Raw genomic sequence first — 13640 nt, 5'->3', positions numbered from 1 at the left:
TGTCAGAGCCATGATAGGTGCCAGTCTGCTGCTTGCTCTCCCGTCGCTGTCCTCGGCGCAGAGCCTCTCATTGCCCGGGGAAGTCCTGCCCGCCGCCTCCGCGCAGCAGCCGGTGTCGGCGGAGGTCGACGCCCCCCCTCGGGCCGATTGGAGCAACGATCGCTATGGCCCGGTGGCGCAAGCTCCGCGGGTGGATATCGACAGCTTGCCCCCGTTTGGCGCCAATCTTTTCGAAGGCGGCTTTCGCGGCACCATGGTCGATGGCCTGAATCAGGACTACCGCATCAAGCCGGGCGACCAGGTCACCTTGCGCGCCTGGGGCGCGGTCGAGTTTGATCGCGTCATGCCGGTGGATGCCCAGGGCAATATTTTCCTGCCCTCCATTGGCCCCCTCGATGTCCAGGGAGTGAGCAGCGCTCAGCTCGATGCCCGGGTGCGTCAAGCGATCCAGAGCGTCTACCCGGAGAACGTCCAGGTCTACACCAACCTGCAGGGTGTCCAGCCCGTCGGGGTGTTCGTCACCGGCTATGTGGAAAACCCCGGACGCTACGCGGGAACACCATCCGACTCGGTGCTGTATTTCCTGGACCAGGCCGGTGGCATCGACAATGCGCTTGGCAGCTATCGACGCATCCGCCTCATGCGCGGTGGCCAGGTCATGGCCAGCATCGATCTCTACGACTTCCTGTTGCGTGGCGACATACCTCGTCCGCAACTGCGCGACGGTGACACCATCGTGGTCGATGAGCGTGGTTCGTCCTTCGCGGTGACCGGCGACGTCGAGAGGGCCTATCGCTACGAATTGCGCGGCCAGAACCTGTTGGGCAGTGAACTGGTACAGCTGGCGCGACTGAAAAGCGGGGTCTCCCACGTGCTGCTGCGTGGTGATCGAGCCACTGGGCCGGTGGCGACGTACCTGTCACTGTCCGAGTTCCTCGACCGATCGATCCAGCGTGGGGACGAGGTTGTGTTCAGCGCTGACCAGCGCGAGGACAGCATCGTGGTGACGCTGGAAGGCAGCTTCTTCGGTGCGTCACGCTATGCCTTGCCGCGAGATGCCCGCCTTGGCGAGTTGCTCGACGCGGTCGCGGTGCCAGCGGACATGACCGCCGAGGAAAGTGTCTCGATCAAGCGGGAAAGCGTTGCGCGTCAGCAGCGCCAGGCTCTCCACGACAGTCTGCGGCGACTCGAAACCACCTACCTTGGCGCCTCCTCGGCGACCAATGAGGAAGCCCAGATCCGGGTGCGGGAAGCGGAGCTGATCCAGACCTTCGTCGAGCGCGCCAGGACACTAGAGCCGAGTGGTCGTCTGGTGGTGGCCCACGACGCCGGCATCAGTGATATTCGCCTGCAGGATGGTGACGTCATCACCTTGCCCGAGGTGACCGACTCGGTGTTGATCAGCGGCGAGGTCATCGTGCCTCAGGCGGCGGTATTTCGGCCGGGCATGAGCGTCTGGGACTACATCGATGGCGCCGGAGGCCTGACCCAGCGGGGCGATGAGGATCACATCCTGGTCGTGCGACAGAACGGGGCGGTGCGTGACGCCGATGACATCAGCCTGCGACCCGGTGACGAGGTGCTGGTGATGCCGGCGGTGCCGACCAAGAACCTGCAGCTGGCAACCAGTATCACTCAGATCCTCTATCAGATCGCCGTTGCCACCAAGGTCGCCATCGACCTCTGAGGTCCGGATCATGCTTACACGTGACGCTTCACCCGAACGCTCCCCCTGGGAGGTGACCCGCAGTGTGTGGTACGCCATGTTCATGCGCGAGGCTATCTCGCGCACCATGGCCGATCGCATGGGCTGGTTCTGGATGGTCGCCGAACCGATGATCTTCATCCTGATCATGGTCGCGATCCGAAGCTTCATTCGCAGTGATGGACTGATCGTCGGGGCACCGTTCATTCCCTGGATGGTCGTTGGACTGATGGGCTTCTTCCTGGTTCGCGAGGGCATGATGCGAGGGCTGGGAGCGGTCGACGCCAATCAGGCCCTGTACGCCTATCGTCAGGTCAGGCCGGTGGATCCGGTGCTGGTACGCAATTTCCTCGAGGGCATGCTGCGTTCGCTGATCTTTCTCCTGTTTATCGCCGGGGCAGCGATGCTTCAAGTGGATCTGGCACCCGACAACGCGCTGCTGGCGATGTCGATCTGGTTGTCTCTATGGTGCCTGGGGCTGGGGCTCGGCCTGATCGTCTCGGTGCTCGGCACCTTGATTCCCGAGGTGGGCATCATCCTGCGCATGATGATCATGCCGTTGCTGATTCTTTCTGGGGTGATCTTTCCCATCCACAACATGCCCCACTGGATGCTCGAGTATCTGCTGCTCAACCCTGCCGTACACGGTCTCGAGTTTCTGCGTCAGGGCTTCTTCGAGGGCTATCAGCGGGTGCCGGGCAGCAGCATGATTTATTTCTGGCTGGTGACGTTGGCCTGCCTGGCGCTCGGGCTGGCGCTGCACCTGCGCTTTCAGCAACGGTTGATTGCCCAATGATCGATATCCGTGGCCTCTACAAGCGCTACCACCAGCATTCGGCCGCCGATTGGGTGCTCAAGGACATCAATCTGACGTTGCCGGCGGGGGTGAGCGTTGGACTGCTGGGACGCAACGGCGCCGGAAAATCGACGCTACTGCGCTTGATTGCCGGCATGGATACGCCCGAACGAGGCGACATTCAGCGTCGCGCTCGGGTGTCCTGGCCAATGGGCCTGGCCGGTGGTTTCCAGGGCTCGATGACCGGGCGCCAGAACGTCAAGTTCGTGGCCCGGGTGCACGGGGGGCGGCGCAATGTTCAGTCGGTGATCGACAGCGTCGAGGCCTTCGCGGAACTGGGCAGCGCCTTCGATGAACCGATTCGCACCTACTCGTCGGGCATGCGAGCGCGCCTCAATTTTGGTCTGTCGCTGGCCTTCGACTTCGATGTGTACCTGTCCGATGAGGCCACCTCGGTGGGGGACAGAGCCTTCAAGGCCAAGGCCTCGAAGGCGTTCAAGGAAAGGGTCAACCGGGCCAGCCTGATCATGGTGTCGCACAGTGAAGGCATTCTGCTGGACCTGTGCCAGGCCGGAGTCTATCTCAAGGATGGCGGCGCGCTGTGGTTTGACGATATTCGCGAGGCCATTGCCGCTTACCACGCAGACAGTGATGCCGTGCTGTCGGGTCAGGGCATCTCGTCGGCCACGAGTTCGGCGGCGACGCGCGCGCGCCGAGCCCCCCCGGAGCGGGCTATTGCGGTTGCGCACCCGCCAGTGTCGACCTCGATGGCGCGAGCCTCGAACCCTTCTCCGACAAGCATCGCTGTCGATGGTGACGACCGGCCTGGCGCTCAGCGGTCTTCTGCTGAGGGCACCACGGATGATGCCCTGGAAGCCATGGATATGGCCGAGCTACGCCACGAATTGCGCTTGCGCAAAGCGGCGTTTGATGGTGCCAAGGCTACCGCAAAGCGGGCGTCTTCTGGTGACGCGCAGGACAGCACGGACAGGCAACAGGCCGCCGCGATTACCATCGCCCGCGACCGTCTCCACACCGCCCGTCGTCTACTTCAGGCCCGCAAGCGACAGGCCCCGCCCTCGGACTGAGGAGCACTTCCCCGGAGCGTCCCGGGTCGCCATAGGAACTTCTTGGGGGCCCTGACAGGCGCATTTCACGCCCTTTCTCGCCGGGTTTCTCGAACTCGCCACGCCTGACGATTGTCGCCGGGCAATGTGCATGTCGTCACCTTCGGATTCGGTGCCGGCGCCGCGCTGTTGGCGCATGATTCACCTTCTAGCAGGGATGCTTGACCATGACTGCGTTGTTATCGCGCTACCCCCACTGGGTGTTGGCGGGCCTGTCGATCCTGGGTGTCGGGTTCTATTGGACGCTTTGGGCCGAGGACCGCTACGTCTCGGAGGCCGTCGTGGTCCTCGAGAGCCCACAGATCGCGGCTCCCCAGATCAGTTTCTCGTCGATTCTGACGGGGGCCAATAGCGACAGCGACATGTTGCTGTTGCGCGAGTTTCTGCTGTCTGTGGACATGCTTCAGGCGATCCAACAGAAGCTCGACTTTCGTGCCCACTACAGCGAGCACGGCGACATCTTCGCCCGGCTGTGGCATGCCGATGCGCCGATAGAAGACCTTCATGAGTACTACCTGCGCAGGGTCCGCGTCGAATTGGATGACTATGCCGGTGTGTTGAAGCTCGAGGTGCAGGCCTACAGCCCTGAATTCGCGCAGGCCATGACGAAGCTGCTGCTCGAAGCCGGCGAGGCGCATATGAACGACATGGGCAAGCGCCTGGCCGAAGAGCAGGTCGGCTTCCTCGAGGTTCAGGTCGAGCGTCTGCGCGAGCGCCTGGATCACTCTCGAGCGGCCCTGCTGGCCTACCAGAACGCGCACGGGCTGGTGTCACCCACCGGCACCGTTGACAGCTTGAATCAGGTGGTGGCGGGGCTCGAGGGAGAGTTGGCCAGGCTCCAGGCGCGCCGCAGCGCACTGAGCAGCTTCTCCAGCGCCCGCTCCGCCGACATGGTTCGCGTCGAGAGCGAGATCGCCGCACTGCGAGCGCAGATCGGCAGTGAGCGTGATCGCCTGGCCCAGGCCGCCGGCAATTCACTCAACCGTATTTCGTCTGAGTACCAGAGCCTCGAGCTGAGTGCTCGCTTCGCCCAGGAGACCTACTCCAGCGCCCTGGCGGCATTGGAGAACACTCGTATCGAGGCCGCTCGTAAGCTCAAGCAGGTGAGCATCCTGCAGAGCCCGTTACTGCCCGAGTATCCGACCAAGCCCGAGCGTCTCTACAACACCACCGTGTTCATCATCGTGGCGCTGTTCCTCGCCTTCATCGCCAACATGCTGTGGTTGATCGTCCAGGACCATCGCGACTGAGCTCGACCTGTCGAGAGTGCCTTTTTTTGCTTGAGTTCTTCTTCGCTGGTTGCCGGCTTGCCCGCCCAGTTTCGCAACCCCTCAACAGGGACGTCCCATGACCAAGACCTTTCTCGTAACCGGAGGCGCCGGCTTCATCGGCTCTGCCGTGGTCAGAGAGCTGATCGCCACTTCCACCCATCGCGTCATCAATGTCGACAAGTTGACCTACGCGGGTAACCTGGGCTCCGTTGCGGTCGTGGCCGACGACCCGCGTTACGCCTTCGAGCGTGCCGATATCGGCGACGCGAACGCCATGCGCCGCATCCTTGAACGGTACCAGCCCGATGTCGTCATGCACCTCGCCGCCGAGAGCCATGTCGATCGTTCCATCGATGGCCCTTCGGCCTTTATCGCCACCAATGTCGTCGGCACCCTGGTGCTGCTCGAAGAAGTCCGTGGCTACTGGGAGGCCCTGAAGGAGGCGTCGCCGGAAAAAGCCGCGGCGTTTCGCTTTCACCATGTGTCTACCGACGAGGTGTATGGCGACCTCGAACCTGACGACGCGCCCTTTACCGAGCAGACCCCTTACGCACCGAGTTCCCCCTATTCTGCGAGCAAGGCCGGATCGGATCACCTGGTCAGGGCCTGGGCGCGTACCTACGGTCTGCCGACGCTGGTCACGAACTGCTCCAACAACTATGGCCCCTATCATTTTCCCGAGAAGCTGATTCCGCTGATGATCCTCAATGCCCTGCAGGGCAAGCCGCTGCCCATCTATGGTGACGGTGGGCAGGTGCGTGATTGGCTGTTCGTCGAGGACCATGCCCGGGCCTTGATTCGGGTGGCCGACCAAGGACGAGTGGGGGAGACCTACAACATCGGCGGCCACAACGAGAAGACCAACCTCGAGGTGGTGCATGCACTGTGCGAGCTCCTCGAACGCCTGGCGCCGAGCGAAGATGGCTATCGTCATCTGATCACCTACGTTGAGGATCGGCCCGGACACGACCAGCGCTATGCCATCGACGCCGGCAAGATGGAACGTGAGCTCGGCTGGCTGCCGCTGGAAAGCTTCGCCACCGGGCTCGAAAAGACCGTGCTCTGGTACCTGGCCAACGAGCCCTGGTGGCGGGCGGTGCTTGACGGCAGCTATCAGGGCGAGCGCCTGGGGGTCGGGGCATGAGCACCCTGTTGCTGGGAGTCAACGGCCAGGTAGGGCACGAACTCCGGCGCGCACTGGCGGTTCATGGTGCGCTGTTGGCGCCGCCTCGGACGCGGCTGGATCTCACCGATCTTGCTGCCGTCGATGACTTTCTCCACCAGCACCAACCCGACACCATCGTCAATGCGGCTGCCTACACGGCGGTGGACAAGGCCGAGTCAGAGACGGCGCTGGCGCGGCGCTTGAACACCGAGCTGCCCGATCTCCTGGCACGCTATAGCGCCGACCATGAGGCCGTCCTGGTCCACTATTCCAGCGATTACGTCTATCCGGGAGACGGTGATCAGCCGTGGCACGAAGACAGCCCCACCGGGCCGCTGTCGATCTACGGCCAGAGCAAGCTCGATGGCGACGAGGCCATTGCCCGTCGCGGGTGTTCTCACCTCATTTTCCGTACCAGTTGGGTCTACAGCGCCCGGGGGAGCAACTTCCTCAAGACCATGCTACGGCTCGGCGGCGAACGCGACAGCCTGGCCATTGTTGCCGATCAAGTCGGCGCGCCGACCCCGGCGCGGCTCATCGCCGACGCCAGTGTCCATGCGCTTCGCCGTTATCGTGAGGCCGCCGAACTTGGCGGTCTCTACCATCTGGCGCCACGCGGTGTCACCAGCTGGCATGGCTTCGCCTGCGAGATCTTTCGTCAGGCCAGGCATGCCGGGATGGCGCTGGCCATTGCCCCGGAACGGGTCTCGGCGATTGCCAGCGACGACTACCCGACCCCCGCAACACGTCCCTTGAACTCACGCCTGGAGCTGTCGCGACTGGAGAACGCCTTCGCACTAGAGCTTCCCGACTGGCAGTCCCAGCTGTCGCTGACCCTGCACGACCTGTTGCCGTAGTACCACGCCACAAACATGCCGCCGTCTCCGGTAAGGCATCGCCCCACATACGAGGGATAGTGTCATGAACCGTAAGGGAATCATCTTGGCCGGCGGGTCCGGCACGCGCCTTCATCCCATCACCCATGGAGTGTCCAAGCAGCTTCTGCCCGTCTACGACAAACCGATGATCTATTACCCGATATCGGTGCTCATGCTGGCGGGAATCCGCGACATTCTCGTTATTTCGACGCCTGAAGACTTGCCGATGTATCGACAGCTTCTGAAAAGTGGCGAGCAATTTGGTGTGCGGCTTTCCTACGCCGAACAACCGAAGCCAGAGGGACTTGCCCAGGCCTTTATTATTGGCGAAGACTTTATCGGTGACGATTCGGTGTGCCTGGTACTTGGAGACAATATTTTTCATGGTCAGCATTTCAGCGAGCAGCTGAGTCGAGCGTCGGCGCAGACCAGTGGGGCAACCGTTTTCGGATACTTCGTCAAGGACCCGGAGCGTTTCGGAGTCGTTGAATTCGATAGTGACGGCCAAGCTGTCTCGATCGAGGAGAAACCGTCGTCACCGAAGTCTTCCTATGCCGTCACCGGCCTCTATTTCTACGACAACGACGTTATCGATATCGCCAAGTCGGTAAAGCCATCGGAGCGAGGCGAGGTCGAGATCACCTCGGTGAACAACGAATACTTGCGTCGCGGTGATCTCAAAGTCGAGCGTCTTGGCCGAGGGTTCGCTTGGCTAGACACGGGGACCCACGACAGCTTGTTGGAGGCTGCACAGTATGTGCAGACGGTCGAGCACCGCCAGGGGCTGAAGATTGCTTGCCTTGAAGAGATCGCCTGGAACCAGGGATGGATAAGCGATGATTTCCTTCTTCACCAGGCCAACAGTTTAATAAAGACGGGTTATGGCCAATACTTGTATCAACTTATCGAGGTCAAGTCTGCCGTCAAATAATTCGACGTCATCGATGCCGTTAGCGAGCCGATAAATATGAAAATTGAAAGATTAGAAATAGAAGATGTTGTGCTTTTTACGCCGAAGATTTTTGGCGATGAACGCGGTTTCTTTATGGAAACGTTCCGGCAGGAGACCTTCGAGGAGTTCTGCGGAAATTACCAGTTTGTTCAAGATAACCATAGCAAATCGTCCAAAGGAATACTTAGAGGTCTGCACTATCAGTTGAAGAACCCCCAGGGAAAGCTCGTACGTGTTATCAAGGGAGAGGTGTTCGATGTCGCTGTTGATATGCGTTCGAAAAGCCCGACCTATGGTCGGTGGGTTGGTGCATACCTGAGTGATGAGAATCGCCGGATGCTGTGGGTGCCGCCGGGGTTTGCCCATGGGTTCTACGTCACCACTGACGAGGCCGAGTTCGTCTACAAGTGCACCGACTATTATTCGCCCGGTGATGAATACTCCGTGCATTGGGCCGATGCGGGATTGGCCATCGACTGGCCGATCGGCGACGTCCCGCCTCGCGTATCGGAAAAAGATGCGCAGGGCGCCACCTTTGGCGAGGCGCTTGGCTACTGAGCCGATGGCCACAGGAGTGACACGTGAGCGACAAAGACCCCAAAGGCGATGGCAAGAACACCCCCGTGGAACAGGCCAGTCTGCCCGTCGACAGGCATCTGGCGACCCTGGCGCTTTCCGCGCGCCTGCGACGCATGCAGACCTCTCTCAGCTGGCGGGCAACCAAGCCACTAAGGGACCTCGGAGGCCTCTATCACAAGTACATCATGAAGTGCACGCGGCTAGACCTGCTGCCGGTTCATGAGCTGGACCTTATTACCCGCAACAACAAGGTGATCTGGGTCTCCCGGGGAGGCGATCCGCAGTTTCTGCTGACCGCTCTCAACCCGGCCGTGATGAGTCAGGGGGGCTGGTTCTCCCTCGAGTTTGATTTCGCCTGTCGACAGCCCGCGGAACAGTGTCTGTATATCGACTATGGGGATGGCTTTCAGCCCGACATCGTGGTGACACACCATGTCGAGCGGCGTGGTGCCCAGGCGCTGGTCTTCTATCTACCGCGGGGAACCAAGGCGCTGCGCTTCGACCCCGCGACCCAGCCCGGCGAGTTTTCGCTCGAGCAGCCGGTATTGAGGAAGCTTGGCGCCGGTCCGACCCTGCAGGGCGTCAACGGTTTCCTCAAGTGCTGTGAGACGTCGGAGTTCACCTTCGTGGCCTCGCAACAGGTGGAGCGTCGCCTACAGGGAGAGTTCCACTATCGCTCCCAGGGGACGGACCCGGCCTTTGTCGTCAGACACCGCCATGGTCGAGAGCTGGGGCCCGGTTGGTGCCGCATCGATTTCACCATCGTCGGCGAGTATCAGCATCAGGTAGCCAAGCTCTATGTCGATTTTGGCGAAGGCTTCTCCGAACAGCACGCCTACCCCATTCCGTTCGAATCCGGCGTGCCGTCCAGTCGTGTCATCTGGTTGGAACGTGGCGTATCGACGCTGCGTTTTGACCCCTGGGAGCGGGAAGGGGTTTTTCGCGTCGAAGGGTTCTGCGTCGACAACATCACCGGCGTCCAGGCAGCGACAGCCATCGCCTCACGCCTGGTACAGCATAGCGAGGCTTATCGAGATACGGCACCGGCCGCTATTCTTGGCACCGATGGCAGCGTCGACGCGCTGGAGGATGGCGACGCCGAGCGCCGCGAGGCACTGTATGCCGACTATGCCGACACCTTCGTCATCAATGAATCCGAGCTCTCGTACCAGAAGTGGATCGATGAGGTGGAACGCAAGGCGCAGCCCACTGCGGAAACCGTCAGCAGTTTCGTGGCGGCTTTGTCGAATGCGCCGGTCATATCTGTCCTGGTCCCGGTCTACAACCCCGATGCGGCCTTGCTCAAGGCCTGCATTCAGTCAGTGATCGATCAGTCGTACCCGCACTGGGAGCTATGTCTCGCCGACGATGCCTCGCCCGACGCCCACGTGGTTGAGGTGCTGCGCCAGTTTGAGAAGCGGGATCCGCGCATCAAGGTTCATGTTCGCCCCGAGAACGGTCATATTTCGCGTACTACCAACGATGCCTTGGCCATGGCGAGCGGAGACTACATAGCGCTGCTCGACCACGATGATGTGCTGGCGCCTCACGCGTTTTACTTTGTCGCCAAGGAGCTGGCGAAGCGGCCCGGGTTGCAGCTGATCTACAGCGACGAAGACAAGATCGACATCCATGGCACACGCTGCGAGCCACACTTCAAGCCGGACTGGAACCTGGATCTCCTGTACTCGCAGAACTATGTGTCGCACCTGGGGGTATATCGCAAGCAGTTGGTCGATCGAATTGGCGGGTTTCGCGAGGGCGTGGAGGGATCCCAGGACTATGATCTGGTGTTGCGTTGCATTCCCCATCTGCACGACGACAAGATCGTCCATATTCCGCAGGTGCTGTATCACTGGCGGGCCATCGAGGGATCTACGGCGCTTGCCGAGGAGGGCAAGGACTACACCACCTCGGCCGGCATCCAGGCTCTCTGCCATCACTTCGAGGGGCTGGGGGTGACGGGCGTGGACGTCTCCCAAGGGCTGGTGGCCAATACCTACCGTGTGTCCTGGCCTATTCCGGACCCAGCGCCACTGGTCAGCATGCTGATTCCGACCCGCGACAAGAAGGAAGTGACCGAGCTTGCCGTACGCAGCATTCTCGATAAGTCCACCTACACCAACTTCGAAATCATCATCCTCGATAATGGCAGCGTAGAGCCGGAAACCCATGAGTTCTTCGATGCGATTCAAGATGAGGACGAGCGTATACGCGTCGTTCAATATGATCATCCGTTCAACTACTCTGCGATCAACAATTACGGCGCCCGCTTGGCGAATGGCAGCATCATCGGCCTGGTCAACAACGACGTGGAGGTCATCTCGCCAGAGTGGCTGACCGAAATGGTGTCCCACGTACTGCGAGACGACGTGGGCTGTGTTGGCGCCAAACTGTACTTCGGCAACGACACTATCCAGCATGCTGGCGTGGTGGTTGGCCTAGGGGGCGTCGCGGGCCATTCCCATAAGCATTTTCCGCGTACCGCTGGCGGATACTTCAATCGTCTCAAGGTGGTGCAATCGGTCTCTGCGGTGACGGCGGCTTGCCTGTTGGTGCGCAAGTCCGTTTATGACGAGGTCGGAGGGCTCAACGAAAATGACCTCAAGGTGGCGTTCAATGATGTGGACTTCTGCCTGAAGGTCCTATCGGCCGGCTACCGTAATATCTGGACGCCTTTCGCCGAGCTCTACCACCATGAATCAATCAGTCGAGGTGCCGAAGACAGCCCCGAGAAAGTGGCTCGTTTCAATACCGAAGTCGATTACATGAAGCGCACCTGGAGTCGCATCATAGATCATGATCCAAGCTATAGCCCCTGCCTGACGAAAAGCCGAGAAGACTTCTCCATTGGTAATCGATAGTCGTTGAAGCCCCACCCCGGTTATGTTGAATCCCTGTCGATATGCAGCGATGTTGCGCATTCTATTCGCGTCGCGTTCGGTGCGTACTCTTATGCTTTTTTATGGATAAAAGGTTGTACCAAGGAGAAGTTATGGCGAAACATGATGCTCTCATTAATAAAGGGATGGTTACCATCGGGGATAAGCCCGCTGACACCAAGACTCCTATTGTGGTGATCGGCACGGCGAGAGGGGGAACCTCGATGGTCGCCGGTGTGTTGGCAAAGCTGGGTGTCTTTATGGGGGACCGTGCGGTTCATCCCGTCTACGAGGATGTGCGGCTTTCCGAGATATTCGAGCAAGGTGATCTGGACCAGAGTGCACGGATCGTGGGTGAATACGGTGCGCGTCATGAGCGCTGGGGATGGAAGAGGCCATCGGTCATCGATCACCTAGATGCGGTGGACACGCTACTGCCGAATGCTCGCTATATCATCATCTACAAGGATGTACTGTCGATCGCTCAACGTAACTCGATATCGATGCTGGCCGAGATCACCGAAGGAATGGATCGTGCCTTGTCTCAGTACAAGAAGACGTTACGCTTCTTACGCCAGAAGAAACCTCGAGCGATGCTGGTTTCCTACGAGAAGGCCAGTGCCTACCCTGAGGCCTTTCTGACGGCACTGATCGACTTCTGCGACCTGGAGCCTAGCAAGGAGAGCTATCGGGCGGCGCGGACTTTTATCGATCCTGAGCCAGAGGACTATATCGAGGCCACTCGGATCACCAAGGCTCAAGGTCAGCTCGACGCCTTGGAGGGACGCCGTGTGAGTGGCTGGGCGCGTTTCGTGCACAAGAAACAGCACGCAACGGTAGAAATATTCCTCAATGACCGCTCCGTGGGGGTCGTAGTGGCGAACGAAGATTCGAGTCAGGTCGATGTGCCAAATGCCCAGACCTGCGGTTTCAGCTTCATGATCCCTGAGTCTGTCGAGCTATACCGTGGCGCCATGGTGCGGGCCAGAGTGGTCAACGATGTCGTCGATCTCAAGAACTCTCCGACCAAGGCCGATTGATCATGGCGCGCTTCTGTTTGGCTGCAATATTTCGTAACGAGGCCCGCTATATCATCGAGTGGCTGGCCTGGCATCGGTTGGCGGGATTCCAAAGCTTCGTCATCGCCGATAACGGCTCCGATGATGGAACCTTGGCGCTCCTCGAGGCGCTGATGGATATTGGACAGATACGTGTGATCCACCAGCCGGTGCTGGAGCGCCGGTCGCAGCACGTTGCCTATCGTCGAATCCTATCGCAGATCCTCGGCGAGAGTGATCATGTCATGTTTCTCGATGCCGATGAATTTCTGGTTCATGAGTCGCAGATATTGGGAGAGGAGTGTCGAGAGCTTGAGCGAATAATGTCCAGTGGTGACGTGGGGGCTATCAGTATTAACTGGCGGTGTTTTGGTTCGTCTGGACAAACTAAGGAGGGGAAGGAGCCCGTTGTTCGCCGCTTTACGCACTATGGAAATGACGGTGATGGTGGTGCCAACTGCCATTTGAAAACACTGGTAAGCATTCCTGATGTAAAGAAGATATTTTGCCATTCCTCTAGCGTATTTGGCTCGCTTAGATATGTCGACTCTGCCGGTGAAACCATCGATGATTTCGTCGGTTCTCGAGACGTTTCTGGCGAGTCTGATCCTAGGGGCGGGCGCACGGCCAGGGTTCGAGAAGGTCCGCTACGCGTCCATCATTACGCCATCAAATCGATGGCCGAGTACAACCGCAAGCGACGCAGAGGGAGCGCAACAAAGGGCGCCAAGTATGACAAGGGAAAAGCGTATTTCAGGCGCTTCGATTTTAGTGACCATACCTTTCATTTTTCCGACGAGAAGCTGGAGCGGCTCGACCGAGAGATCGCCGCGTTGAAGCAGCGACTCAAGCGCCACCCCTGCTACGGAAAAACGCTGCGTGGTGTCGTGGATAAATCGGACGCCGAGGGGGTGAGTGGCTGGCTCGCCGACCGCGACGGAGGCTCCTTCGGGATGTCGGTCAATATCTTCGTCAACGATGTTTACGTGGGCAACGCCAAGGCCGGCTTCCTGCGTCCCGACCTCAAGCGTCCTGGCCGCTCTCGGGATGGCCGCTGCGGGTTCCGCTGGTATCACCCCAAGCCCTTGTCGGAGGGAGATCGCGTCGAGGTCAAGGTGCATGCCAATGCCTCGGTATTGGCCGGCGATGTATCCGTGGTCATCGAGTAGCGCCCCGCGGAGCTTGGCGTCAGCCATCGGCTGACGTGGCGGCTCTCGTGGTCGCCCC

At 60.0% G+C, this 13640-nt stretch carries 11 protein-coding genes; all 11 read left to right on the top strand.

Features of this window, described 5'->3' with window-relative positions; all coding sequences use genetic code 11:
* Window positions 1–10 precede the first annotated feature (10 nt).
* The 11 genes from ACUN9Y_RS15080 (at window position 11) to ACUN9Y_RS15030 (ending at window position 13582) form a co-directional block, all read left to right on the top strand.
* The gene (locus ACUN9Y_RS15080; protein WP_445461540.1) at window positions 11–1687 is read left to right on the top strand and encodes a polysaccharide biosynthesis/export family protein; all 1677 of its coding nucleotides are present in this window, start codon (window positions 11–13) and stop codon (window positions 1685–1687) included.
* 10 nt (window positions 1688–1697) lie between these two features.
* A complete protein-coding gene (locus tag ACUN9Y_RS15075) occupies window positions 1698–2501 on the top strand; it encodes an ABC transporter permease (RefSeq protein ID WP_445461539.1) in 804 nt (267 codons plus the stop codon).
* A complete protein-coding gene (locus tag ACUN9Y_RS15070; RefSeq protein WP_445461538.1) occupies window positions 2498–3589 on the top strand; it encodes an ABC transporter ATP-binding protein in 1092 nt (363 codons plus the stop codon). Before ACUN9Y_RS15075 ends, ACUN9Y_RS15070 begins: the two co-directional genes overlap by 4 nt.
* A gap of 206 nt (window positions 3590–3795) precedes the next feature.
* A complete protein-coding gene (locus ACUN9Y_RS15065) occupies window positions 3796–4878 on the top strand; it encodes a chain-length determining protein (RefSeq protein ID WP_445461537.1) in 1083 nt (360 codons plus the stop codon).
* Window positions 4879–4975: 97 nt separating this feature from the next.
* Window positions 4976–6043, top strand: a complete 1068-nt coding sequence (gene rfbB, locus ACUN9Y_RS15060) for a dTDP-glucose 4,6-dehydratase (RefSeq protein ID WP_445461536.1) — start codon at window positions 4976–4978, stop codon at window positions 6041–6043.
* Window positions 6040–6921, top strand: coding sequence for a dTDP-4-dehydrorhamnose reductase (rfbD, locus tag ACUN9Y_RS15055; protein WP_445461535.1), 882 nt, complete (start codon window positions 6040–6042; stop codon window positions 6919–6921). Before rfbB ends, rfbD begins: the two co-directional genes overlap by 4 nt.
* A gap of 64 nt (window positions 6922–6985) precedes the next feature.
* Complete coding sequence (gene rfbA / locus ACUN9Y_RS15050) at window positions 6986–7873, top strand: glucose-1-phosphate thymidylyltransferase RfbA (protein ID WP_445461534.1); 888 nt, start codon at window positions 6986–6988, stop codon at window positions 7871–7873.
* A 36-nt stretch (window positions 7874–7909) separates the two neighbouring features.
* Entirely contained in the window at window positions 7910–8452 is a 543-nt protein-coding gene (gene rfbC, locus ACUN9Y_RS15045) for a dTDP-4-dehydrorhamnose 3,5-epimerase (protein ID WP_445461533.1), read from the top strand.
* 23 nt (window positions 8453–8475) lie between these two features.
* On the top strand, window positions 8476–11337 hold the full coding sequence (locus ACUN9Y_RS15040) for a glycosyltransferase family 2 protein (protein WP_445461532.1): 2862 nt from the start codon (window positions 8476–8478) through the stop codon (window positions 11335–11337).
* 131 nt (window positions 11338–11468) lie between these two features.
* Complete coding sequence (locus ACUN9Y_RS15035) at window positions 11469–12395, top strand: sulfotransferase (RefSeq protein WP_445461531.1); 927 nt, start codon at window positions 11469–11471, stop codon at window positions 12393–12395.
* A 2-nt stretch (window positions 12396–12397) separates the two neighbouring features.
* Window positions 12398–13582 (top strand): glycosyltransferase family 2 protein, encoded by a 1185-nt coding sequence (locus tag ACUN9Y_RS15030; RefSeq protein ID WP_445461530.1) that lies wholly within the window; start codon window positions 12398–12400, stop codon window positions 13580–13582.
* Window positions 13583–13640 lie beyond the last annotated feature (58 nt).

The organism is Halomonas sp. V046 (genome assembly GCF_052645355.1).
Note: the sequence above shows the minus strand (reverse complement) of the source record. Positions and strands in the feature narration are given on the sequence as shown.